The 25,359-nt window shown below is 27.2% G+C and carries 27 protein-coding genes and 2 tRNA genes; 21 read left to right on the top strand and 8 right to left on the bottom strand.

The genetic code is table 4. The features are described from left to right. From hisS to ruvA, 4 genes are all read right to left on the bottom strand, one after another. On the bottom strand, positions 1–1,260 hold the full coding sequence (hisS, locus tag ACWXVP_RS01055) for a histidine--tRNA ligase (protein WP_456002093.1): 1,260 nt from the start codon (positions 1,258–1,260) through the stop codon (positions 1–3). Between the two features lie 15 nt (positions 1,261–1,275). Beyond that, positions 1,276–3,918 (bottom strand): protein translocase subunit SecDF, encoded by a 2,643-nt coding sequence (gene secDF, locus ACWXVP_RS01050; RefSeq protein WP_456012672.1) that lies wholly within the window; start codon positions 3,916–3,918, stop codon positions 1,276–1,278. An 87-nt stretch (positions 3,919–4,005) separates the two neighbouring features. Beyond that, positions 4,006–4,953 (bottom strand): Holliday junction branch migration DNA helicase RuvB, encoded by a 948-nt coding sequence (ruvB, locus tag ACWXVP_RS01045; protein WP_456012670.1) that lies wholly within the window; start codon positions 4,951–4,953, stop codon positions 4,006–4,008. Next, positions 4,937–5,548 carry a Holliday junction branch migration protein RuvA gene (ruvA, locus tag ACWXVP_RS01040; protein WP_456012668.1) on the bottom strand — a complete coding sequence of 204 codons (612 nt, stop codon included), beginning with the start codon at positions 5,546–5,548 and terminating at the stop codon, positions 4,937–4,939. Before ruvA ends, ruvB begins: the two co-directional genes overlap by 17 nt. Before the next feature lie 111 nt (positions 5,549–5,659). Here ruvA and ACWXVP_RS01035 point away from each other — a divergent pair, with 111 nt between their 5' ends. The 3 genes from ACWXVP_RS01035 to ACWXVP_RS01025 all read left to right on the top strand — a co-directional run bounded on the left by ACWXVP_RS01035 (position 5,660) and on the right by ACWXVP_RS01025 (position 8,022). Continuing rightward, positions 5,660–6,208, top strand: coding sequence for an inorganic diphosphatase (locus tag ACWXVP_RS01035; RefSeq protein WP_456012666.1), 549 nt, complete (start codon positions 5,660–5,662; stop codon positions 6,206–6,208). Between the two features lie 140 nt (positions 6,209–6,348). Beyond that, positions 6,349–6,729 carry a hypothetical protein gene (locus tag ACWXVP_RS01030; RefSeq protein WP_438340802.1) on the top strand — a complete coding sequence of 127 codons (381 nt, stop codon included), beginning with the start codon at positions 6,349–6,351 and terminating at the stop codon, positions 6,727–6,729. A 183-nt stretch (positions 6,730–6,912) separates the two neighbouring features. After that, positions 6,913–8,022, top strand: a complete 1,110-nt coding sequence (locus ACWXVP_RS01025; protein ID WP_456012665.1) for an MHO_1580 family protein — start codon at positions 6,913–6,915, stop codon at positions 8,020–8,022. A 146-nt stretch (positions 8,023–8,168) separates the two neighbouring features. On the opposite strand, the gene nadE is transcribed toward ACWXVP_RS01025, so the two are convergent. Continuing rightward, positions 8,169–8,936 (bottom strand): NAD(+) synthase, encoded by a 768-nt coding sequence (gene nadE, locus ACWXVP_RS01020; protein ID WP_456012663.1) that lies wholly within the window; start codon positions 8,934–8,936, stop codon positions 8,169–8,171. Between the two features lie 139 nt (positions 8,937–9,075). Here nadE and efp point away from each other — a divergent pair, with 139 nt between their 5' ends. Genes efp through ACWXVP_RS01005 form a run of 3 tightly spaced genes read left to right on the top strand, consistent with a single transcriptional unit; the run spans position 9,076 to position 11,778 of the window. Continuing rightward, positions 9,076–9,633, top strand: a complete 558-nt coding sequence (gene efp, locus ACWXVP_RS01015) for an elongation factor P (RefSeq protein ID WP_438340799.1) — start codon at positions 9,076–9,078, stop codon at positions 9,631–9,633. Next, a complete protein-coding gene (locus tag ACWXVP_RS01010) occupies positions 9,633–9,944 on the top strand; it encodes an MMB_0454 family protein (RefSeq protein WP_438340798.1) in 312 nt (103 codons plus the stop codon). Before efp ends, ACWXVP_RS01010 begins: the two co-directional genes overlap by 1 nt. After that, on the top strand, positions 9,937–11,778 hold the full coding sequence (locus ACWXVP_RS01005; RefSeq protein WP_456012661.1) for a hypothetical protein: 1,842 nt from the start codon (positions 9,937–9,939) through the stop codon (positions 11,776–11,778). Before ACWXVP_RS01010 ends, ACWXVP_RS01005 begins: the two co-directional genes overlap by 8 nt. 16 nt (positions 11,779–11,794) lie before the next feature. Here the strand turns inward: ACWXVP_RS01005 and ACWXVP_RS01000 are convergent, their stop codons facing one another. Then, positions 11,795–12,502: a pseudouridine synthase gene (locus tag ACWXVP_RS01000; RefSeq protein ID WP_438340796.1), complete on the bottom strand. Its 708-nt coding sequence runs from the start codon at positions 12,500–12,502 to the stop codon at positions 11,795–11,797. A 124-nt stretch (positions 12,503–12,626) separates the two neighbouring features. Here ACWXVP_RS01000 and ACWXVP_RS00995 point away from each other — a divergent pair, with 124 nt between their 5' ends. The 5 genes from ACWXVP_RS00995 to ACWXVP_RS00975 all read left to right on the top strand — a co-directional run bounded on the left by ACWXVP_RS00995 (position 12,627) and on the right by ACWXVP_RS00975 (position 14,941). Then, the gene (locus tag ACWXVP_RS00995) at positions 12,627–12,935 is read left to right on the top strand and encodes an MG284/MPN403 family protein (RefSeq protein ID WP_444705106.1); all 309 of its coding nucleotides are present in this window, start codon (positions 12,627–12,629) and stop codon (positions 12,933–12,935) included. Then, positions 12,919–14,052 (top strand): MHO_1580 family protein, encoded by a 1,134-nt coding sequence (locus tag ACWXVP_RS00990; protein WP_444705105.1) that lies wholly within the window; start codon positions 12,919–12,921, stop codon positions 14,050–14,052. Before ACWXVP_RS00995 ends, ACWXVP_RS00990 begins: the two co-directional genes overlap by 17 nt. Next, positions 14,052–14,597 (top strand): MHO_1590 family protein, encoded by a 546-nt coding sequence (locus ACWXVP_RS00985; protein ID WP_438340793.1) that lies wholly within the window; start codon positions 14,052–14,054, stop codon positions 14,595–14,597. The genes ACWXVP_RS00990 and ACWXVP_RS00985 overlap by 1 nt, the downstream gene beginning before the upstream one ends. An 8-nt stretch (positions 14,598–14,605) precedes the next feature. Beyond that, the gene (locus ACWXVP_RS00980) at positions 14,606–14,830 is read left to right on the top strand and encodes a phosphopantetheine-binding protein (protein ID WP_444705104.1); all 225 of its coding nucleotides are present in this window, start codon (positions 14,606–14,608) and stop codon (positions 14,828–14,830) included. A 36-nt stretch (positions 14,831–14,866) separates the two neighbouring features. Further along, a tRNA-Trp gene (locus ACWXVP_RS00975) sits at positions 14,867–14,941 on the top strand. Positions 14,942–15,042: 101 nt separating this feature from the next. Here the strand turns inward: ACWXVP_RS00975 and ACWXVP_RS00970 are convergent. After that, positions 15,043–15,117: transfer RNA gene (locus ACWXVP_RS00970), tRNA-Thr, on the bottom strand. Positions 15,118–15,212: 95 nt separating this feature from the next. On the opposite strand from ACWXVP_RS00970, the gene prfA reads away from it, so the two are divergent. From prfA to ACWXVP_RS00920, 10 genes are all read left to right on the top strand, one after another. Further along, positions 15,213–16,292 carry a peptide chain release factor 1 gene (prfA, locus tag ACWXVP_RS00965; protein ID WP_444705103.1) on the top strand — a complete coding sequence of 360 codons (1,080 nt, stop codon included), beginning with the start codon at positions 15,213–15,215 and terminating at the stop codon, positions 16,290–16,292. Then, a complete protein-coding gene (locus ACWXVP_RS00960) occupies positions 16,292–17,002 on the top strand; it encodes a peptide chain release factor N(5)-glutamine methyltransferase (protein WP_438340790.1) in 711 nt (236 codons plus the stop codon). The genes prfA and ACWXVP_RS00960 overlap by 1 nt, the downstream gene beginning before the upstream one ends. A gap of 35 nt (positions 17,003–17,037) precedes the next feature. Further along, complete coding sequence (dnaJ, locus tag ACWXVP_RS00955; protein ID WP_455993996.1) at positions 17,038–18,144, top strand: molecular chaperone DnaJ; 1,107 nt, start codon at positions 17,038–17,040, stop codon at positions 18,142–18,144. 90 nt (positions 18,145–18,234) lie between these two features. Then, a complete protein-coding gene (topA, locus tag ACWXVP_RS00950; protein ID WP_456012659.1) occupies positions 18,235–20,076 on the top strand; it encodes a type I DNA topoisomerase in 1,842 nt (613 codons plus the stop codon). Between the two features lie 81 nt (positions 20,077–20,157). Then, complete coding sequence (locus ACWXVP_RS00945; protein ID WP_455966292.1) at positions 20,158–21,267, top strand: hypothetical protein; 1,110 nt, start codon at positions 20,158–20,160, stop codon at positions 21,265–21,267. 3 nt (positions 21,268–21,270) lie between these two features. Then, a complete protein-coding gene (locus ACWXVP_RS00940; protein ID WP_444705101.1) occupies positions 21,271–21,561 on the top strand; it encodes a hypothetical protein in 291 nt (96 codons plus the stop codon). After that, positions 21,561–22,229 (top strand): (d)CMP kinase, encoded by a 669-nt coding sequence (gene cmk / locus ACWXVP_RS00935; protein WP_456012657.1) that lies wholly within the window; start codon positions 21,561–21,563, stop codon positions 22,227–22,229. Before ACWXVP_RS00940 ends, cmk begins: the two co-directional genes overlap by 1 nt. Next, positions 22,229–23,545 (top strand): ribosome biogenesis GTPase Der, encoded by a 1,317-nt coding sequence (gene der / locus ACWXVP_RS00930; protein WP_456012655.1) that lies wholly within the window; start codon positions 22,229–22,231, stop codon positions 23,543–23,545. Before cmk ends, der begins: the two co-directional genes overlap by 1 nt. 2 nt (positions 23,546–23,547) lie before the next feature. Next, positions 23,548–24,522, top strand: a complete 975-nt coding sequence (locus tag ACWXVP_RS00925; protein ID WP_455994565.1) for an NAD(P)H-dependent glycerol-3-phosphate dehydrogenase — start codon at positions 23,548–23,550, stop codon at positions 24,520–24,522. A gap of 29 nt (positions 24,523–24,551) precedes the next feature. Continuing rightward, a complete protein-coding gene (locus ACWXVP_RS00920; protein ID WP_438340782.1) occupies positions 24,552–24,848 on the top strand; it encodes an HU family DNA-binding protein in 297 nt (98 codons plus the stop codon). On the opposite strand, the gene recU is transcribed toward ACWXVP_RS00920, so the two are convergent. Continuing rightward, positions 24,838–25,341 (bottom strand): Holliday junction resolvase RecU, encoded by a 504-nt coding sequence (recU, locus tag ACWXVP_RS00915; RefSeq protein WP_438340781.1) that lies wholly within the window; start codon positions 25,339–25,341, stop codon positions 24,838–24,840. The two genes, ACWXVP_RS00920 and recU, sit on opposite strands and share 11 nt — an antisense overlap. Positions 25,342–25,359 lie beyond the last annotated feature (18 nt).

Below are 25,359 nucleotides of genomic sequence, written 5' to 3'. Positions count from 1 at the left end.
TTATATTACATCCTTTATTATCTCTTGAAATTGTTTGATGTCATGGTATTTATGAATAATTTCAATATCTTTAATTTTTATTTTTATTTCTTGATGTTTCGAATTTAATTCCTTAAATATGAGCATTCTAGGTTTTAATTGATAATTTAATTTAAAAAGTTGTTTAATTGAGCATTTTTCATTAATGAATTCGATGTTGTACTCTTTTCTTAAATCATAAGCGATTTTTAATATTTCATCTTTTTCGTGATCATTTATATAACCTATAAGAATATCTAAATCCTCTTTTATCTCTTCGTATTTGTCAATGTTATAAGCAATTATGTTAGATATTCTATCAACGCCGAAAGCAAATCCGATCGATCCGATCATGGGGCCGCCGAAAGATTCAACCATTCCATCATATCTGCCACCAGCAAGAATTGTTGATTTCGAACCAAGAGCCTTCGAGTCTGAAACAAATTCAAAGACAATATCTGTATAATAGTCCAATCCTCGCACTAAATATGGATTAACCTTGTATCTAATATTAAATTTATCTAGCAAAATTAACAACTCATTAAATTCCTGCTTTTCATTATAACTTAAGAAATCAAGTAATTTAGGAGCATTCATTACAAATTCTTTTTTATTTTCCTCTTTATCATCAAGAATTCTAAGGGGATTTTTTTCTAATCTAATTTTTGAAATTTCACTTAGTTGATCTCTGTATTTTAAAAAGTAATCCTTTAAGTATGCAATATATTTATTTCTGCTTTCAATGCTACCAAGATTATTAATTTCTAAAATAGAATCATTTATTTTTAAATCATTTAAGAAATCATTAGCAAATTTAATTGCCTCAAAATTAGAGAGAACTGATTTTTTTTCGATTAATTCAATTCCACCTTGAATAAATTGTCTATATCTACCCTTCTGTGGTCGCTCATATCTAAACATAGGACCAAAGTAAAATAATTTTGCCTTTGTAAAATTATTTATCTTATTTTCGATATATGCTCTAATAACTGATGCTGTGCCTTCAGGCCTTAAGCTAATAGTTCTATTGCCGTTATCGCGAAAAACATACATTTCTTTTGTTACAATGTCACTAGTTTCACCAGCTGCTCTTATAAAAAGATTATAGTCTTCAATAATTGGTGTTTCAATAAATTGGAAATTATATTTTTTGCTTATTCCCTCAAAAGTCTTACGAATAAAATTTAGTATTTTAGCCTCTTTATTATAAATATCCTGTGTGCCTTTTAATCTTTTGAACATATATTCCTCACTAAATTACATCGAAAAATCATTAATACCAATAAAGGTTTGCTCTTGGATTTTTTCTGTTTTTCAAAAATCATTTTCAATTCTTTTGTGTTTATTTTTATATCTTAAATTAATTAAATGTTCTAATAGTCTTGGAATAATAAACATGTTTAAATATCAAGTAAATAACAATGCTAATTGAAGTGAAAATATTGCATTAAACGATACACTCACAAGCAAGAATGGAGCTGATGATAATAATACAAATCCCAAAATAACATTAAATGTTTGAATAGTAAAGGTATCACTTATTAATATTTTGATAATATTATGAACCTGGGTTGGATTATAAATAAAGTTCTTGGTATTAGTATCTTTTAAAATTTCATCTTTTATGATTGATGAATTGATTACCGAATCAACAATATTGATAAACGAAACAAATAATAAACCGTCAAACACAAAATTATCAATTTTAGTTCTAAAGATAATGAATATCCCTAACACTAAACCAATCAAAAGAATTTGTTTTACTATAAAAATAACTGCTGATTGCATTGAATATCTAACTGTGATATATATGAATATGCAAATATTGGTTAATAGCATTAATAGAGAGATTCAGGCAGTTGAATACCCGATGTTGTTATTTCCTAAAGCATTAGAGCTAGTTACTAAAGTAACATCTGCATAATTCTTTGAATTAAATAACTTTAGCAATTCGTTGTTTATTAAATTGCTCATATCCATATTAGAATAAATTAATAGCGAATTTAATCCGTTTTCACTTGCTTTTACTTTCTCGATTAAAACACCTTCATTATGAGAAATAATAAAATTTTGCAATTCATTTAATATAGTAGTTTGTCCACTAATATCAACGCCATTTTTGAAATTTAAACCAACACTATAAATAAACTTAAATTTTAAATTAGAATCGACATTAAAACCTAATAATGCTGACTTTTGTATTCCAGAAAAGGAACCAAATATTAATATTGACACCATAAGAATAGCGATAATAGGAATAATAAGTAGTCTTACCTTAAAGAAATTATTAATCTTTAAAGTAAATTTATGTATTTTTTTATTTTCACTTAAAAGCAAATACTTCTTATTATCAAACGATTCGGTTTGAACTATAAGTCTAAACAATATGGTATTTAAACCAATAACAATAAAAGAAATTAACAAAGCGCCAATACCCATTAATGCACCAATAGTTGAAGAATGATTAATATTTAAATAGAAAGCCAAAATGGCCCCAATGCCTATAACAGCTACTACATCAAGTCCAGATATCAATGACCTTTTTGTCGCCTTATTTATAGCTTTGTTAGTATTCGAACCTTCCTTAATTTCCTTTGCAAAGATGTGCAATTTTCTAATTAATAAACTAAATGCAATAAATAGTAACATAATTGCTGTTAGTCCAATTATTGAATTTATAACTACACCAAAAGCAGTTATGATTGATAAAAATACAAATATCAAGAATGCCAACGTAACACTAGCAGTTACACCAAGTAGTCTGTACTTTATTAATAAAAATAGTGACATAACGGCTCACATAACAACTATAGCAATGATATATGAATCAAATTGTCTATATGATTTAGTAATAAAATAAGAAGTTTGTTTTTCTAATTTAAATGGTGTATATGAGAAATTAATTAAAGAAGTTAATTGTTTATTTGAATAACCATTAGAAATGTTATTAATTAAGTAAAATATTGAATCACGTTTTTTTGATGAAATCAATGAAATAGGAGATATTGCAGAAATTAAATATCTTTGGGCATTAATTGAATATTTTAAGCTTGGTTTTAACGTCTTTAATACTTTTCCGTCCTTATCGCGTGTAACATCATCACCTGCTTTATTATTGGCATATGCATAATTAACAGGATTATTTTTTGCTCTATCTCAATTTTCTCTATCATTTTGAATGGCATTTTGAATGAATTCATCCAAATTTAACCAAAAGTATACCTTTGAGCTGGGGTCATCTTGACCTTGTCCTTGTTGTTGAAAACCTCTTATAAAATAATCATATGCAAGGTGTGTAAATTGATCTCATGCATAACTATTCAATTTAATTTGAATTCTATCTGCATAACCCTCAGGTATTTTATCACTTGCGGGATTTGGATCTAAATCCATGTTAAAATTTTGAGACCCTTCATCAATGAGCTCTTTCAACCCATGGAATGAGCTTTCATTACCTTGATATCTACCTTTATAAAATAATGGATTACCATTATGATCGGTAATTGTTAAATTAGGTTTTTTAATTAATGAGTCTAAAAGCTGTTTTTGGGATTTATCATCAGTTGCTGACAAATCTTTTACTTCAATAAGATTATTAGACAATAAATTAACATCATAGTTAGAAGTTAATTTATCACCTTTTTCTTGAAGGTACTGCTTTACAATATCTGCAATTTTATTTGGTTGTAATTCGTTTTTAGAACTTGTTTGGTTGCTATTTTTTTGAATTTTTAAAACTGTTTTAGTTCCGATAATTTCATTATTAGTACGATTAAATTTATTCAATGTTGGTGTTAAATAAAAAATAGAACCAAAAATAAATGCTAACAACATCCCAATAAATATAAAAATACTAAAAACTCATTTTATTGCAGGGCTAATTTTATTTTTTTTATTCATAGGTACAATTATATAATAATTGTTATATTTTGAATATATTTTAATAGTTATAAAGTTTTAAATATAAAAAACATAAAAACTTATTAGTTATTTATTAATTGATTTTAGATATTCAATTCCGTCGCTGGTTATTCTTCGACCCCTAACAGTTTTTTCAACGAACTTTTTTACTAAAAGAATAGGCTCTAAATCATTAATTATTGTTACCTTATCATCTTTTAAAATTGAACTTATAGTATCTAAAGAAGCACTTTTATTTTTAAATACATTTTTTAAAATACTCAAATATTCAACCTGAAAAATATTTAATCCCCCGGGATATATATCTAGATACTCAAATGATTCCTTTACCAAACTTGCTTCTATTTGATTTAAGTTTCGAAATAATGCAAAGTCATAAACTCTTTTTAATAAGTTGTTAGCAATCCTTGGAGTAGATCGACAGTTTCTTGCTATTTCCTCAATTGCATCTGGCGTGATTATAATGTTATTTCTATTGGCTGAATTACTGATTATCTCTTTAATTTCTTCGTTACTATAAGGCAATAATTTTCCGATATATCCAAATCTATCTTTTAGTGGATTTGATACTAAATTAAATTTTGTAGTAGCCCCTATTAATGAGAACTTATTTAAATTTAATCTCATTATTTTCATATCACCTTCAACACCAACAGGCAAATCAATAACATAATCTTCAATGGCAGAGTATAATAATTCCTCAATATTCTTATTTATACCATGAATTTCATCAATAAACAGAATATCATTTTCACGCAACGAAGAAAACAAAGTTAATATATCACTTTTCTTTTGAATCAGGGGCCCTTGCACATAAATGATGTTACTTTGAGTCTCATTAGCAATTATTTGAGCTAAGGTAGTTTTCCCTAATCCTGGTGGCCCGTAAAATAATAAATGGTCAATAGGCCTTTTTTGTTTTAGTGCTGAGTTTATCATCACTTTTAAAGTAGATGTAATCTTATTTTGCCCAATAAAATTATCAAAACTTTTTATTCTAAATTCTTGCTTCATTTTGTTTTTGACTAATTATTTTAATTGCATTTTCAACAGATTCTTCAATATTGCTCGTTAATTCCATATTATCAAGAGCAAGTCTGATCTGATTATTTTTGAATCCTAACATTTTCATTGTTTCTTCAAATTCTTTTAAAACTGTGTTGTTTTTTGAAACTTTATTGAATTTTTGCATTTCTTCATCACTCATCTTTGAAATAAATTTAATATATTTATCCTTTAAGGTCAATAAAATTGCATTAGCAATCTTTGGCGATACATAAGGTACCTTTATTAACTCTTCTTTATTAGAGTTTGCAATATAATTAATAATATTTTCTCAACCTGAATTTAATATTGAAATAGCAGTTTTAGGGCCTAATCCTTGCAATGAAATTAAATCCTCAAAAACTACCATTTCTTTAAAATTGTCAAATCCATATGTCACCCTAGAATATTCATTGTTTATTTCAGATATAAATATTTTTCTCACCTCCCCTGCTTTAAATCTACTCATTTGTGGCGCACAAATAAGTTCACCTCTACCATTGTGGTCTAAAATAAAATAATTTGTATTTGTGTGTACAATTTTTCCGTATAAATAAATTGTCATTTTTTTCTTCCTCCTGAATTCAAATATAAGTGCGAAATTTTAAAAATCATCGACTTTAAGAAAAAATAGGGAAATTTTTTAGAAAAAATAAAAATTGATAAAATTTTATTTATGAAAAATGTAATAGTAAATATAGAAATTCCTAAAAATTCAAATATTAAATATGAGTATGATCGAAAAACCAAAAAAATAAAAGTTGATAGAATTTTGCGTGAGGGTTTTAGATATCCAGCAAACTATGGTTACCTTTCAGAAGCACTTGATTGAGATGGCGATGAACTAGATGTCTTAGTTTATTCACCTGAAATTTTTATGCCTGGTGTCTCAGTTGGAGCAAGAATTATTGGAGCAATGAAAATGATTGATTCAGGTGAAACTGATACTAAATTAATCGCTGTTCATGCTGATGATTATCGTCTTGATCACATTAAATCATTAGATGACTTGGATAAAATGTGACTACATTCAGTAGAAATATTCTTTAAAAACTATAAATTCTTCAAAGGCCCAAATATTACCAGCATAACTGGATTTGAAGATGCAAAATGAGCGCAAAATGAATATAATGAATGTGTCGAATTAATGCAAAAATACGGCTCTCTTACTAAAGAGGAATTCATTAAAAAAATGAAAGAATTACACCCAGATAAATATCTATAAAATGTAGCATTGCTAAAAATGCTACATTTTTTTTGAAACTTTAAAATTTTTTTATATTTATAAATATAAAATGTTTTTTCAGTTTCATAGATTCCTATAATTCCTAAAAAAAATATTAAAATAATGGTGAAAGGTAAAAAATGAGACAAAGATTTAAAAATATCCTTATTATAAGACCAATATTATTAAAACTATTAAAGGATTTTGTGGGTTTAAAAAATGAAAATGGCAGTTTTAGATTAGAATTAGACATTACTAGACTTGAACTGGAATTATCCAAAAAAATTGCAAATTTTGAAGAACTTAGATTGCAAAGATTAGAAATTACGAGCGGATCAAAACAATTAGTTATAAAACTAATTAAAAGTCTAAGTCAATTGGACCGTTCAATATTACTAACAATTTTATTCAAAGACGATCTAAGCAACATAACTTGAAAAACCTTCAATATATCAAAATCCACATTCTATCGAAGATTAAAATTTATCGAAAGTTTATTATATTGATGTTTATTCGATTAATAAAATAGTCAAATAAAGCTTATTTGCAAAGATAGCAAATATGGCTTTTATTTATTTTGGCAAAAAATGAGAACAAAATATTTTTTTATGTAATAAAAGATTTCAAAAGTTTCATTTATTAGCATAAAGTAAAAAATAATGGTGTACTTATTATGCCCATGAGAGAGGCATAGAGAGGATTTAATGCTACCAATTTATAATTATTCAAACATTGAACACCAAAAAGAAGTTGTTGAATATAAAGAGAAAATTAGTGCAACTGTCGGAACATACAATGTCGAAGATAGATGAAATTTAGACATCGGACTTACAAAAGATCAAAAATGTGAAATATTAATTTTAAGAAACCTAAAAGAGAATACATGAATTATTGAATTCACGATTCCTAAATCAGCATATGAGAATTCAAGAATTAAAATTTTGCAATTAAATAATAAGGATCTTGAAGTGCAAGATCTAGAGAAATTAGAAAATGAACGGATAAAATTTCGCATTTCAAAATATGCAGACAAAAGCGAAATAAAATTCGAAGATTTAAAGGAACTAAAGGTTAGTTTTTATAACAGGTGAAGAGCTAATTTTTATAACAAGCTTTCATTTGTTATTAATTTCAAAATAGAAAATAATGTTGTTGATTTTAATAATATTAATGTTAAAGAAAAAGATTTGAAGTTTGAGCTAATTGAATCTATAAAAATTACCTTCGATGGCGAGACTGGGGAATATACAAACATTTTCGAAAATAATGTTGCTTATGCTAATAGCCTAATTTACAATATGAAGTTTTTTAACCTAAAACAAAATAATTTTTTAGAAAAAGCAATGCAACAAACGATTGAATTAAAGAGTCCAGATCAATATTACATTCCTAAAAGGCAATATCAGTTAGAATTTTTAAATAGTATCTCTATTGAAGAAGGCAATAGATTCATTACTGCTGAATTAATACCAAGAAAAACCGAAATAAACAAGTTCAAGTACACAATAGATTACTATATAAATAATAAAAATAGTTGAAATAGTAAAAAGAAAGAATTTATTAGTTCCAAAACAGACGGACTTATAGGCTATCATATTTCGCCCACATTTAAAGGTAATGTTAAATTAGAATTTCAACTAAATCAAAACATCATAAATAATATTAGCAAAATTAAATATTATGACCATTTTGACAAAAAACTTTTTGATTCCAACGAGGGATTAATCAAGCTTTTTTGTCAAGTTGTAAAGACAACTGATGAATATCAAAATTTATATTATTCAAATTGAAAAAAACACATAAAAACTTCATAAATTTTTTAAAATTTAGGTTCGAATTAATAAAGGCCTAAATTTTAATTTAACATTATGCCTATATATTAACTAAATTTAAAAAAATTTATATATAACGTTCATTAATTAAAAATTAATACTTCAATCTAGTTATAAAAAAATAAATTTTATTTAAACTTTGGGCCTCTTGGAATTAACTTTCTTTTATGGCTTGTTTTTTTATGAAAATACTCAATTTTAGTTGAAATATCACTACTTATTAAAGTATTATCCATAATATATTTTTCGAAATCATCATATGAAAAACCAAGTTCATCTTCATCATATTGATCATTAAGCAAATTAGCAGAAGGTCTCTTATCCAAAATTTCTGTTGGTGCATTTAATAGTTTAGCCATCTCATAAATATCAGATTTAAATATATTTGCAAATGGTAATAAATCGCAACCACCATCACCTCATTTGGTAAAATATCCTAAATAATATTCATCAAAATTGTCTGTGCCCAATACCAATGAGTTATTTTGTTGTGCTTTGGTATACAAAACATTCATAAAATATCGTGATTTAGTGTTGGCTTTTATTCAATCCTCCTTTAAATTAAACTTATCAGAAAAATCGTTAAATTCCTTTGTTAAATCAATTGTTTCAATCTTATTTTCAACAACTAAATTTAACTTCTTGATGTGCATTTCATTAATATCATCTGCCCTTGTTTTTAAATAATAAAAATGAGCATCTTTTTTAAAAACTTGATAACTAATAATTGCCAAGGTTGAACTATCAATGCCGCCAGAAATCCCAAGGACAACCCCACTAGCATTAGCTTTTTTCACCTTATTTCTTATCCAATTTTGAATTTTTTTAATCATTATCAAGTATTTATTGTTGAAGTTTTTTTTATCTTTATAATTATTTAATTCATTTTTTTTCATAGTAATTATTCTATTATTAATTTAGATTTTATAAATGTTTTTAAATTAATATTAATTTATTAATTTATAATTTAGATATTTTTATTATAACAATATAAAGCAAATATAATTAATAAACAATATTTTAAGGAGTTAAATTATGATAAATGTTAATGACCTAAAACCGGGTGTAACCTTTAAATTAGACGGTAATATTTATGTTGTTTTAGAAGCACAACACTCAAAACAAGGAAGAGGCCAAGCCAATGTTAAAGCAAAGGCAAAAGATCTAAGAACCGGATCGATAACTGTAAAATCTTTTACTGGTGGTGAAAAAGTAGAAAAAGCAATGATTGATAAGGTATCAATGGACTATCTATACAATGCAGGAGATAACATTGTGCTAATGGACCAAGAAACATTCGAACAAATAGAAATACCTGTATCAACAATAAAATGAGAAGTCAATTTTTTAAAAGAAGGTATGAAAGTTATTGTTAGAAAATATGAATCAGAAGTTTTGGATATTGAATTACCAGCTAATGTTGGATTAGTAGTAACAGAAGCACCAGATGCAGTTAAAGGAAACACGGCTCAAGCCGCCCAAAAGAAAGTTACTTTGGAAACCGGTTATGTAGTCGAAACTCCTCTATTCATCAAAGAAGGAGAAACAATTTTGGTTTCAACTGAAACTGGTAAATATGTAGGAAGAGCATAATGAGCAATTTTATCTCAGTCAACACAAGAATGAATTTTGACTTCAAGGTTGAAGAACATGTTATTTATCAAGCAATAAATCAATTCTTTGAGTCTCAAGACTCAATAATTCTTACAAAAAAACCTATTATTAATATAAAAAATAGCACAAATAATATTGAGATTTTTATTTCTTACAAGTTAAAAAAAGAAGCTATATTATCATTCGAAACTAAGAACGCAATATTCATGCTTGAACAAAGAATTTATTCATTAATCAATGTTAGACCAAACAATATTAACATTGTTTTTGAAGGAATTGAAAATGTTTAAAAATAGAAGAATTAATAATTTAGCTATTGATAATATAAAAATTAATTCATTAGCCCAGATAGCAAATACTAAAAATCCAAATGTAGCAATTAATATTAGCGCTGCAAAGATTTTTCATGCGCTCTTTGCTTTTCATTATAAATTTGATATAAATAATCCCCAGTGAATATCTAGAGATAGATTCATTGTTTCGTGCCCGGATGTAAATACCACCTATTACACAATTTTATATTTAATGAATCTTATTACGAAGGAAGAAATTGAAAGCATTAATAAACCAAGTTGCAAATATCATAACTATTTAAAACGCAATAACAAACTTGGTATTGACTTTTCATCAGGCAAACATGGTTGCGGTATTGCAGAGGCTGTTGGTATTGCGGTTGCTGAGGCCTTTTTATCAAGTAATTTTTCTGAAATAAATCACTTTACATATGTTTTTGCTTCAAGCAAAGATCTAGAAACAAGCATTGCGACTGAAGCTTTACAATATGCAGGATCAATCAAACTAAATAAACTAATTGTGCTATATGATTCAAACACATTATTAAATAACTTTAATTCTAAAAAGAATAGTAATGACATTAGAAAAACATATGAATCATATGGATTTAATTATATTATTTTAAAGGATGCTAATTACAAATCTATTGCAAACGCAATATCGAAAGCTAAGAAAGCAAAAAAACCAACACTTATCGAAATCAAAAGTTCAATTGTTGAATTAGCAGTTAATAATTTTAACAACTACTACAATAATAAATATTATTTAACAGTAGATGAAATTGAGGAATTCAAAGAAACAACTAACTTCAAGCGTGGTGACTTTTTTGAGAAATATCAAGAAGTGGTAGATGAGTATAAGAAAGTTATTAATTATAATAACGATTTATTTAATAAATGAACTGCTTCAGATAAATTAATTGAATTCTTGGGAGAAGATCTAAAAGAAAATGTAAATGATAACTTTATATCAAATTCAGGCGATATCTACTCTAATATGGTTGTTATCTTAAATAATATATTTGATAAATACAAAAACGCTTTCCTACTTTCTTCTTCGCTAGATCCAATAACAAGAATTAAATCAACTAACGGAGTTTTTGATTTTAACAACAAAAATGGCCGTTCTTTACTATTAGGATTAAAAAACGAGGCAATGAGTTTAATTGCAAATGGTATATTTGGACACTCAAATTTTAAACCAATAATAATTGATTCCTTATCAAATACAGACAAGTTAATTCAAGGAATCAAAAAATCTGTTAGTGATAACCTAAAGGTATTATATATTCTAAAAAATGACTTAAATTCTGTTGAAAACTCTAATATTTATTACCAAAATGAGGAACAAATAGGTATTTTATTGCAAATTCCTAATATAAAAATTTTATATCCTGGCGATCTTAATGAATTGATGGGCTCTATTGAATATTACCTTAATAAATTTAATGGTCCCGTAATCATTATAGCCAATTTTCATAGCAATTGAAATTGTGAAAAAACTTCAAAATACAAATTTCTATCAGGGTCTTATCATGTACTAAAAAATGATTCAAAATATAGCCTTTTAGCCAAAGGCAACGATCTCCAGGTTGCATTCAAAATTGCTAATAAGCATAACTTGAATTTAATTTCAATATCAAATGATGAAAATATTGCAAAATTAAATTATGATAAAAAAACGGCTATAACATTCACAAAAGATATTTCTGAAGGTTGAATGAAATATGCTAAATATAACCTCAACATAAATAACTCAAACAACAAAATTAAATCAGATTTTAATTATATTGAAAAAAATATAAAATTAATCATTAATAACAAAAGCTAGGTTCTTATATATCTACCTAGCTTTTTTTAATTTTTTTAAACCATTCCAACTCAGAGGCCGTAATATGCCTATGTTCTCCAACTCTTAAACCATCATCTGTAATAACTCCATATCTTTTTCTGTGTAATTTTTTAACAAAATTATTAACTAATAAAAAGAGATTTTTCACATGATGATTTCTACCTTCTTTAAGAACGATAGAGTAGGTTAAATCTTTGATATGTTTTATTGTTTGTTTAGAAAAAACACCATTAAGTTTTACAAAATTAGAGTTTAAAAAATTTAAATCTTTTTCACTCATTGGCTTTTCCAATGTTGCAATGTATTCTCTTTCTATATTAGATGAAGGATGGGCCAAAATATTAGCAAAATTGCCATCGTTAGAAATAATTATTACTCCTGTTGTATTAAAATCAAGCCTTCCAATTGAATAGCAATATTTATCCATTCCCATTCACTCATAAATAGTTTTTCTACCCTGCGGATCTCTTAAAGTGCAAATGGTGTTTCGAGGTTTATTAAGTAATATATAAAATTTTTTATCACTTCTTTCGATGATCTCGCCATCTATTTTAATAACAGCCTCAGCATCAACTCTCTGACCAATTTTTGCAACTTGACCATCAACTAATACTCTTTTTTGCATAATCATTTTTTCGGCCTCGCGTCGCGAACAAAAACCAAAATCCGAAATCATTTTTTGCAATTTAACCTTGTTTTCCATAATTAACAAACCCTTCAAATAACACGTTAAAAAAAATATATTTATATTATAAATATTTTGCGTTCATAGTTTCTTTTTTATTTATCTTTTTGATTTATCTAATTTAATTAAAGCAGGAGGAAAAATGTTGGAAAACAAAATTAAAAATCTTAAAAGTATGAGTTTGCAAAGAAAACGAGCTTTTATAATTGATTTTTGCCTAAATCAAAAACTTAAAAGAATACAAAACAACATGAAAGATACTAAGAATGTAGGATTGTTAGATTTTTTCATAAGTTCGCTAAGTGAGGACTATAAAAAAATCTTCATTAATGATTTCATTACAGTAGATAGTGATTCGTCGTGATATCTTGAAAACTGATCTAAAAATGCTTATTATAAGAAATTAAATTATTTAGTAGACCTATTTATAGATTATGTTTATTGCTTTTAATGAAACCCCCAAACTTCATTCATTAGAAAATAAGCAAGAACAGTGAATGGAAGAATATATCATAAATGCAAAACAAAGAAAATATTTAGAAAACTGAAATAGTTTCAATGAATTAACCACAATTAAAATCAGACGCATTATAAGAAGTGATAAATTCATTATTACATTTGAGCATAAAAATCCATTAAAAGAAATAGAGGCCATAAGAGTTAATGGACTAATTAATAATAAAATAATAGAATTCAAGCCAAAATATGAATATAATAGTGGTCATTTTATACTAACTTATAATAGTGATAATGATTCTAAAAATAAATTGGAATTTAATGACATAGCAAATATCAATTTTGAAATTGAATATAAGGTGAAAAATTTATGATATCAAGCAAAAGCATTTACCTATTGAATTAAAAACAATCCAAGATCTAAAAATATAAATCTAAATAATACGAAGGCCATAAATGTATTAAGTGAGATTGAAATAAAATCACTACCAGACCGCATTAATAAGAACATAATTAACCATAAATTCAAAACAAAATATTTGAATTTATTCTTTAATACCAACAATTTAAAACAAGGAATTCATAACATCAAACTATTATCACTAAAAATTGCCAAAAGCGATCAAGAGACTAATGAAGAATACATTCTAGATAATAGCGATATTTATGATTTAACATTTTCATCTGCAAACATTTATGACTACGCAAAAAATAAGTATGATACTAAGCTTAGCTATCATAATTTTAATAATGCAGACTTAGTTATAGATACATATTCTTATTATGATAAATTTTCAGATACTGTTATGGTAAATAATCAAAACCTTAATGCAAAATTGGGGATTCTAATACCATTAAAATACAAGGGAACATATGGTTATGAAATTAACCTTGATATAGGCAAAAATTTAAAGTCCTTTAAAATGAGTTATTCACAGGAAATTGAAAAACCTTTTTTTGATATCAACAATGGATTAATAAGAATGAATACAAGATCAATTAAAGGTTGACTTACAGATGAAAAATGGCACAAAATTAAATATGATAATTTTGCGGACGTAATCAAAATGGCAAACTCTTTGCAATCAATAGAACAAATAGGAGGTAAATAATGAGTGAAAAAAGTAAAAAATTATTATTATGAACATCATTAACAATAGCGATTGGTGGTTGTGCTGGGTTGGCGACAGCATTTGTAGTATTACAACAAAAAAACAAAGAAAAAGAAAGTAGCCAAGTCGATACTATTCAAAAAGAAAAATTAAACGACAAAACTAATAAACTATCAATTAAAAAAAGCCAACAACAAAAAGATTTAAAAAATAAAGAGAATGAATTGGAACAAAATGACCATAAAGAAGATTCATACATAGAACCACAGGAAAAGAAAAATATTAATTGAAATGATGTTTTCCCTAATATAAAGAGCAGTGACTATTATGACAAATTAAACTATAGAAACGGGCAGGCTTGAATTGATGAAGACATGATAGTTTATATCATAAAAGACATCATAAATAGAATGCTTGTAACTGAAGGCGAAGTTGAATATGCTTACAAACAAATTGATGACCAAAATTTGTTAATAACTTTTAAATGGAGCAGTGAAAAAGAAAAAAGTGTTGTAACATACAAGATAAATACAAATAAGTTATAATAATATTTATGAATTTTAAAGAATTAGTATTTAACGAACTTAAAAAACATACAAAAAAAATTTTTAATAACGAAACATTAATTAAGGATCTTGATATCGATAGTTTAGATCTGGTTCTATTAGTTTCAGATATTGAACTAAAACTAAAAATAGAAATAAAAGACGAAGAACTAATAAAATTAAAAACCATTGGTGATATTATTTACATAATAGAGCAAAAATATACAAAATAGAAAAAAAATGTATAATATTCTATGAGCGTTTCTTATACGGGTATAGTTCAATGGTAGAACAACGGGCTTCAACCCCGTGTGTTGTGAGTTCGAGTCTTGCTACCCGTGCCATATCATTAATAAATGTTTTAATAGAACAACTAAGGTTGTTCTATTTTTCTACAAAAAGAAAAATAAAAGCCAATTGAATTGGCTTTTGGCAATTAAACATATGGTGCCGTCAACTGGAATTGAACCAGCGACCCCTTCCTTACCATGGAAGTGCTCTGCCCCTGAGCTATGACGGCAATATTTAATACGCTAATAATTATATAAAAAAATGCATATTATTTTTAATAAATTTGACGCAAATTATAGTAATTTAAAATATACTTTTATTACTATGGAAAAAACAATGTATGAATCTCTATGCTCAATAAAGAAGCAATTCCTGGAATTAGAGCAAAAACTAAACGATCCTGAAATCTATAACAACATCAAACAATACACAAAAATATCTAAAGAAAAAGCAAGCATTGAAGATATCTATGTATCATTCAAAAAATACCAAGATATTGAAGAACTATACTTATTATCAAAAGATATTATTAACAATGAAAAAGATGCTGAATTGATTGAATTAGCAAGAAATGATATTAATAGACAAATAGAACAGATGCACGAACTTGAAGAAACAATAAAAGAATTACTATTGCCCGTTGATGAAAACGATGAAAGAGATGTTATTGTGGAAATTCGCGGGGCTGCTGGCGGCGATGAGGCCAATATTTTTTCAGGCGATTTGTTTAGAATGTACCAAAAATTTTGTGAAGAAATGGGATTTAAAATAAAAATTATTGATTACACATACGGTTCAGCAGGTGGATATAGTCAGATAGTTTTTAGTATAAAGGGTGAAAAAGTGTTTTCAAAAATGAAATTTGAAAGAGGAGTTCATCGAGTCCAAAGAGTACCATTAACTGAAACACAGGGAAGAGTTCATACTTCAACAGCGACAGTTACGGTTTTACCTGAAGTAGATGATGACGTTCATATCGAAATTAAGCCTGATGAAATCGAGATTGATGTGTTTAGATCATCAGGAGCAGGAGGCCAGTCAGTTAACACAACAGACTCTGCAGTTAGAATTACACACAAACCATCTGGAATAGTAGTTACATCACAGGACGAAAGAAGTCAAATCCAAAATAAAGAAACTGCTTTAAAAGTATTAAAAAGTAGACTTTATGAACTAGAAGTTCAAAAGCGCGAAGAAGAAGAAAGTGGACTTCGAAAACTTGCGGGTACTGGGGAAAGAAGTGAAAAAATTAGAACTTACAACTATCCACAAGATCGGGTTACAGATCATAGAATCGGGTTTTCAACTTCCTTAAAAATAGTTATGGAAGGTGATTTGAAAAAAATTATTGAGGCGTTAATTGCCGATGAAAAAGCTCACAAAATAAAAGAAGCAGGTTTATAATGATTAAAAAAGAGGTATTGCTACAAGAAAAAAGAAGATATGAGCTACCTCTTTTTGTTTCAAAAAAGGAAGAAAAATTATTAAAAAAGGACTATCCGGTACAAAAAATTATCGGATATCAAACAATGCAAAATATCCATATCGATATTAGATATAATGTATTAATTCCACGATACGAAACAGAAGAGGTTATCATCGAATCATATAATTACATTAGCAAATATTCTGATGTCCTAGATTTATGCTGCGGTTCAGGTTTTATTGGTCTTGCTATTTGCAAAAATATAGGATGTAATGTAACATTATCAGATATTTCAAGACAAGCAATCAAACAAACTAAATTAAATGCAAAAATTAATAATCTATCAAAATACAATATTATAAGAAGTAATTTATTTAAAAAAATAAACAAAAAATTTGATTTAATTATCTCCAACCCACCCTATTTAAATAAGAAACATTTATTTTCTTCTTCTTTAAAATGAGAACCAAAGCAAGCGCTATTTGCCAAGGATAATGGATTATTTTTTTATAAAAAAATTACAAAAGAGGCACCAAATTTCTTAAAAAATAATGGTTACTTAATTCTTGAAATTGATGATTATGCCAAAGAATGAATTGAAAAGGAATATTCTAATGTTACATTTAAAAAAGATATTAATAAAAATTTTAGAATTGCAATTCTAAAATATGATGACCTTAAAAAATAGCACTCTAATTAAAAATGTGCTAAAATTTTATTATTATGATGAATAAAAGAGACTATTATGAAGTTTTAGGCATAAATAAAAGTGCGACCGAAAAGGAAATCAAAGCTGCCTACCGTAAATTGGCAATGCAATATCATCCAGACAAAAACAAAAATGCTGATGCTGAAGAAAAATTTAAAGAAATATCAGAAGCATATGAAATTTTATCAGACACAAATAAAAGAGCAAAATATGATAAATTTGGTCATAACGCCTTTGATGCTAACGGATATCAATTCGGGGATTCGGAGGATATTTTCCGTAGTTTTTTTGAGGGTTTTGGCGGAGGTTTTTCTGGTGCTGATATCTTTGGGGATATTTTTGGATCATTTTCAAATTTTGATGAATCAAACCATCAAAGAGGTCAAGATCTACAACTAATATTAAACATTGATTTTGAAGATGCACTATATGGAAAAACAATTGATCTTAACCTAGATAAATATGATGTTTGCGGTCATTGTAAGGGCAGCGGTGCAGACACCCCTTCTGATGTAATTTTATGTAATAATTGCCATGGTTCTGGAAAAATACAACAAAGAGTTGCGATATTTACTACCATAAAGCCATGTCCAGTATGTTTAGGATTGGGCAAGAAAATAAATAAGATATGCCATCAATGCCACGGCAAAAAAACAGTAAATTCAAAGACTATTCAAAAGATAAATATTCCGGTAGGGATTGAGGATGGGGATACAATTAGAATTGTTGGCTTTGGGAAACCTTCATCAAACGGAAATAATATTGGAGATTTATATATAGTATTCGCTATTAAACCTAGCAAAAAATACAAAAAAATAAATAATGATCTTTACATTGAAATGCCTTTATCAATTAAGAGCTTATTACTCGAAGAGGAAATTAATGTTCCAACACCATACGGAACAAAAAAAATTAAGTTAGACCATAGCATTAAAATAAATGAACCATTTAAAATCAAAAATTGCGGATACCCATATAAAAATTCTAGTTCCAAGGGCGATTTATTCATTAAATTTGATTTATATGTTCCTAAATTAAGCAAGAGCGATAATTCTCAAATTAAGGAAATATTTAAAAATACAAGTGATACAAAACGAGAAGAATGATTAAAAAAATTCTAATCGTTTTTTTAATTCGTTTTTTAAAATAAAATTGTGCTATTATTTTTGATAACATTTTAAAATATTTTACTCAGAAGAGAGGCTTAGCTTATGTCAGAAAAAATAATGATTGTCGAATCACCAAATAAAATTAAAACAATTCAAAAAATTGTTGGTGATCAAATTAAAGTTATTGCTAGTTCAGGGCATATTTTAAAAATGGCAACATCAGGCACAAATAATCTTGGAATAGATTTCGAAAATTGAGAACCAGAGATGATTCCTGATCCAATGAAAAAGTCAACCATTTCAGATTTAAAAAAAGCAACTAAAAATGCTAGCGAAGTTCTAATTGCAACTGACCCCGATCGCGAAGGCGAAGCAATAGCAAGTAATCTAATTTCAACCTTAAAATTAAAAGATAAATACAAAAGAATAAGATATAATGAAATTACAGATGAAGCAATAAAATTAGCAGTTGAAAATCCTTCTGAAATAGACGAAAACCTTGTAAGAGCACAAAAGTCAAGAAGGATGCTAGATAGAATTATAGGCTTTAGACTATCACAATTAATGATGCAAAAAGTAAAAAATGCTCCTACTAACCCTTCGGCAGGAAGAGTGCAATCCATTGCTTTAAAACTAGTTTGTGATCGTGAGCACGAAATTGAAACATTTGATCCAATAATTTATTCAAAAATTGAAGCAATTATAGATAATGATGTCAACATTCCTTTGTACTTAAAAAAAGACAAAAAATATGAAGATAATACTTGGTTAACCAATGAACAAGGTGAAAAAATACTTTTTGAATTATTAAATAGCAACTATGAACTAATTGTTGATGACATCAATGTTTCTAAACGCAAGGAATCAGCTTATACACCTTTTAAACAATCAGTTTTATACAAGGAAGCAAAACACAATTCCCAGGCAGTGCAATCATCAGCCCAAAAACTTTTTGAAAACGGGTTAATTTCATACCCCAGAACTGATTCAACTAGATTAAGTGAAACATTTGTTAAAAAAGCTCGTAAATACATAACCGAACAATATGGTAGCCAATATGTAGCTAAAGAAATAAAAGGTTTTTCTGGCGCTCAAGATGCTCACGAAGCAATTAGACCCACATACATTGAATTAACACCAGAATTAGCATTACAAAAGTATAATCTTAACAATATCGATTTTGAAATATATAAGATGATTTATGATAAAACAATAATGTCACTAATGAGCTGTCCTGAAAAAGAAATTGTAAGATTTAATTTACATAACGGGAACAATAATTTTAGAATGTCGTATAGTAGAATACTTTTTGACGGTTATTATATTTATTCAGGCAAAGAGTCATTAATTAATATTCCAAATATTAAAATTGGCGATATCATCAAGGCAAAAGATTTTATTAAAGAGGACAAAAAAACATTACCGCCTGCACGTTATAGTGAGGGTTCATTAATTAAAAAACTTGATGATATTAAAGTTGGAAGGCCTTCAACATTTGCTTCAACAATAAAAGTATTAAAACAAAGAATATTTGTTGAACCAATTGACGGACATCTAGTACCCACAGAATTCGGAAAGGTTGTTCTTGAAAAACTTTTAACAAGTTTCCCAAGAACTATTAATGAAGAATATACAGCTAAGGTTGAGGAAAAATTAGACTTAATTTCAGAAGGAAAAGAAGAATACAAAACTTTAATGAAAAAATTCTGAGATAGTTTCAATGAACGCTATGAAGATATAAAGGATCAATTAAATGTTACTATTTTGGAGCCAGCTAAACCGAATGAAAGCTGCCCTTTATGTAATGCAGAACTCGTTTATCGCTATACAAAACTAACTAAACAAAAATTTATTGGTTGCTCTGCTTTCCCTAAATGCAATTTTATTAAGAACATTGATAATCCTGTAAAAAAATTCTACAGAAGAAAAAAAGCAAAAAAATAATAAAATACATAAGTTCGTAAAATACTATGTATTTTATTTTTATTTTATTTAAAAAAAATATTAATATGTAAAATATTAATCATGAAAAATAGGCAAAAGAAAGCTAGGGGAAAATCAGACTTTTGAACACTTTTTGTAATACCAACTGTCACGCTATCTGCAGTAGCGGGTGCTATATATTATATTGTTAAAAATAGTCAAACAATTCAAAAAGAATTTTGGTCAATTGATAAATTCAATAATAAAGCCAAGGAAATTCTCTTAGAAAAAAATATCATAGGATCGTTGCAAGCTAAGAATTTGTATGAAGATTTTAAAAATCAACAAAAACTTGCAGAAATCCGAACCAAAGATTTTGATAACACTTATAAAGATATTATTAAAATGAACAAGAGCAAACTTACTTTTGAACAAAGAAAAATCCTCAATAATCGGCCAAAACCATTTGACGCGGATAAATTTTTAAAAAACAAAATTAATATTATCCTCGATTTTGAAAAATCAAAGTTTTTAGATTTTCATTTTACAGATGTTGAAAGAATTCAAAATAACCCTTTTGACCTTAGAATTCATTATGAAGTTTTTTTAAATTATGAATATGCAAGTGGAGTTTTTGAAACAAATAAAATAAAATCCACCCCTGAATCAAAATACTATTATAAATCAAGCCAAGTTGTAACTTTTTTATCAAATACCTTAAAAACACATCAAGGCACAGAGTTTTCAAAAGAATGACCAAAAATTAAAAAAGAAGCCGAAAAGATTGTAAGCAAATATGATGAGATAAACAAAAAAATTAAAGAAAAAATTCTGAAATATGAAGAAAAACGAAAAGATATTAATGAAAAAGAATCAAAAACTCCTTTAGAAATGCAGGAATTAGAAGATTTAAAAATTAAAATTAATAACTTAAAACAGGAAGTAGATAAAATCTTCAAGGCCAATAATTTTCAAGAAGAAATTTTTTCATGATTTGTTAAGGCGATAAATGAAACTAATGCTGCACAAGACATATATCCAAAGAAAACTTTTGAAATTGTTCCGTTTAAAGAAAAAGATAATGACCAATATGTTTTATGAAATCCGAAAAAAGGTGTTAATGAATTGACCATCAAATATCAGTTTGTTAATATTAATAACAAAAAAATTAAAAGCAATAATGAAATAAAAATTTTCACCTTGGATGTTTAAAATATGAGTAAGGATAAGGAAAATTATAACAATTTAAAGGCAATCATCAAAAGCGATCATCAAGTCGCGATAAAACTAATTAAAGTAGCGCAAAAATACAACCTTGACATCGACCAAAACGATTTGCTTAATAAATTAAATAATAATCAATCTGATGATATCACACTATTAATCAAAAATTTAATCTATTTGCTAAAAAAACAACCAATCCAAGAAAAATTTAAACCTATCAAACTAAAAACTGATAAACAACTAGAAAAACTCATAAAAGACTTTAGGAAGGAAAATAAGTAATGAAAAATAAAATTAATATCGCAATAGATGGACCTAGCGGCGTAGGCAAAACTGTAATGGCCAGAATGCTAGCTAGTGAGTTAAATTACGTTTTTATAAGTAGCGGAAATTTATATCGTGCTATTGCATATAATGCTATATTAAATGGCATTGATTCTAATAACGAATCAGAAATTAATAAAGCATGAAATTTTGAGGACTTATTCATAACAAAAGATGAAAAAATTTTTCTAAGAGGAGAAGATATTACTCTAAAAATTCGTGAGGATAGAGTTTCTTTGTATGCATCAGCAATTGCCAAATATCAATCTGTACGTTTAAAAGTTAATACATTCATTCAAAAAAAAGGCGCGCAAGAAAAGGGAATAATTGTCGATGGAAGAGATGCTACTTACCGTATTCTTCCAGATGCAGAAGCAAAATTCTTCTTATGAGCCACACCAGAAGTTAGAGCTCATCGTCGTTTAAAGCAAAATAATTTACTTGGTATAGAGTCCAAATATGATGAGATTTTAGAATCAATTAAAATAAGGGATGAAAATGATACAAACCGTGATATAGATCCATTAATAGAAAGTGAAGGCAGTATAAGGATTGACTCAACAAATATGAGTGTGGATGAAAACTTTTTAGTAATGCTAAAAGAGGTCAAGAAGAGGTTAAACTAATGAAAAATACAATAGCGTTAATAGGAAAGCCTAATGTCGGAAAATCAACTCTTTTTAACAAAATAATTGATAAAAGAAAATCAATTGTTTATGATACTCCTGGAGTTACTAGAGATAGAATTTATCATAGCGCAAAATGGTCTGGATATGATTTTAATATTATTGATACCGGAGGAATAACACAAGAAAACGAAGACTTTAAAGAGCAAATTAAAAAACAAGCAGAAGTAGCAATCAATGAATCTGAAATTATCGTTTTCATAGTTGATGGTAGAGAACCGATCACATCAGAAGATTTTTTTGTTGCCAGTTTATTAAGAAAATCAAACAAAAAAGTTTTGCTTGTTTTAAATAAGCTAGAATCAAATATAAAAACATTTTTTGATAATCAAATATATAAATTGGGGTTTCAAAGCATTTTTCCAATAAGCGCTATTCATGGCGATGGAGTTGGCGATTTGCTAGATGAAATAGTTAAAAATCTAAATTTTAATGATGACAAACAAACAAATCACTTTAAACTTACTATATTAGGCTCGCCTAATGTCGGAAAATCCACGCTACTTAACACCCTTACCAATGAGGAACGTTCTATTGTATCGAATATTGCTGGAACAACTAGAGATTCTGTCTCTTCAATAATAAAAATTGAAAATGAGGAATTTGAAATTATTGATACAGCAGGTATTAAAAGAAAAAGTAAATTATCCAATAGCATCGAGCACTATGCATTAATGCGAGCCACAGATTCAATACAAGAAGCTGATTTATGTTTATTAATGTTAGACGCCACAGAAGAAGTTAGTCATTTTAGCCAAAATATTATTGGAATTGCCTATGATTTAAAAAAACCATTAATTATTATTGTAAATAAATGAGATTTAATTGAAAAAGATACCAATACAATGGATATTTACAAAAAAAACCTTTCTAAGAAATTAAAATTTGTAGATTGAGCACCTATTGTTTTTATATCCGCTAAGAACAGAGTCAGAATAAGCAAACTAAAAGATGAAATAATTAAAATTAAAAACAATATTTCTAGAAAAATAATTACCAATCAATTGAATTCAGTAATGATGACTGCACAAATGATAAAACCCGCTTCACCCATTAAGGGTAAAAGATTATCAATAACCTTTGCAAGACAAATTGATGGAAAAATTCCAACTTTTTTATTATTTGTAAATGATGAAAAATGTGCGCACTTTACGTATTTAAGATATATAGAAAACCAAATAAGGCAAAATTTTGATTTTAGTGGAACACCTATTACCCTTATACTAAAAAATAAAAATAAAAAAGAGGACAAATAATTATGAAAAAAAGAATAGCTATTCTTGGTAGCGGGGCAATGGGTACTGCATGTGGAAATGTTTTAGCTGAAAACGGACATGACGTTATATTTTATGGCATCAATGATAATGAATTGCAGGACCTTGAAAAGGGCTTTAATAAAAAATATTTTGATAATAAATTAATTACCAATTTCAAAACAACAAAAATCCTTGAAAAGGCAATAGAAAATGTTGAATTTATCATCATAGCAATACCTTCAAGATTTATTCCACCTGTTTTTGAAGAATTAATAAAATTAATCAAAAACGACGTAACAATTATTAATGTAATAAAAGGTTTTTGGCCTAATACAAACAGTTTTGTACATAACAAAATGGCTGAAATGGCAAAAGATAACACAAACATCAAAGGCATAACTTCATTAATCGGTCCTTCCTTTGCTATTGATATAATAAATAAACACATAACAATTGTCAATGTCGTTTCAAAGGATATAAATAAAGCTAATGAAGTTAAAACAATATTCACAAATGACTGATTTGCAGTTTCGGCTATTGATGATGTTATTGGCGCTGAAATAGGCTCAATATATAAAAATATACTAGCAATAGCATCGGGCATAATCGCATCATTGGGATATTCGACCAATACACAGGCAGCGCTATTAACTATGGGATTAAAAGAAATGGTAAAATATGGAAAATTTTTAGGCGCTAAAACCGAAACAATATATGATTTATGTGGCTTGGGCGACTTAATTCTTACAGGATTATCAGAAAAATCAAGAAACTACCAATATGGTTTAAACTTCCTAAAAAATAAAATAGATGATAGCCAAACAACCGTCGAAGGGTTATATGCCCTAAAATATATTTATCATCAAAATATATCTAAAAATAAACTAAATTTACCATTAATAGAAGGAATTTACAAAATAGTATATAATAAAGAAAATCCCCAAATTATTATTAATAGCTTAATTAAAAGGGTTTAAACTATTTATTAAATTAAGGAGTCTGAATAATGACAAAGAGAGAATTAATTAAAAAAACATCGGAAGAAACGGGCTTTCAACAAGCAATGGTTGAATCAATTTTTGATCAAGTTGTCGATATCATTATTGAAGAGTTAGCTAATTCAAGACAAATAACTATTTCAGGTTTCGGCGTTTTTTCCTCCAAATATGTAGCTGCAAAAACCCAACAGCATAACATTACAAAAGAGGAAATTGAAGTTCCTTCAAAAATGGACCCAAGATTTAAGTTTTCAGATGTTTTAAAATCAAAAGTTGATGAAATATATCAAAAAATTAAAAAGTAATATTCTCAACTATGTTCAATATTCCAGGAAAAGATAATGATAATTTTTTTCCTCAACACAAGGCTTCTTCATAGTGAAGGGCTTTTTTTGTTTTAAATTTTTCCTGCAAAATATGATGTTCAATTAACAAAAATAAATTTTTAGGCTTAAAATAAATTATTCAAAAAGCAATACCATTATGCTTTTTAATAAGATCAAGGTATTCAATTTGATGCTGTTTAATATTATTAAAAGGTAAAACATCCGATTCAGTGCTTTTGGCCTCAAATGCCAAAAACCTTCCTTTATATATTCCATAATAATCAACAGAGCTTTTGCTGCTGATTATTGCATTATCTAGTTTCAACTTTTTATCATGCAATTGAACAGATTTAAAAGTAATATCAAGATTCTTCTTATGGATAATACAAATGCTATTCTTAAAATAAAACTCTCTCGTTTGATTGATGATTGTTTCTAATAACATACCGCGATTTTTGAAATTAGCTTTCATGTTAGAATTACAACAAAA

It is taken from the genome of Mycoplasma sp. 1781 (assembly GCF_053851675.1).
This window is presented reverse-complemented; position numbering and strand designations above follow the sequence as displayed.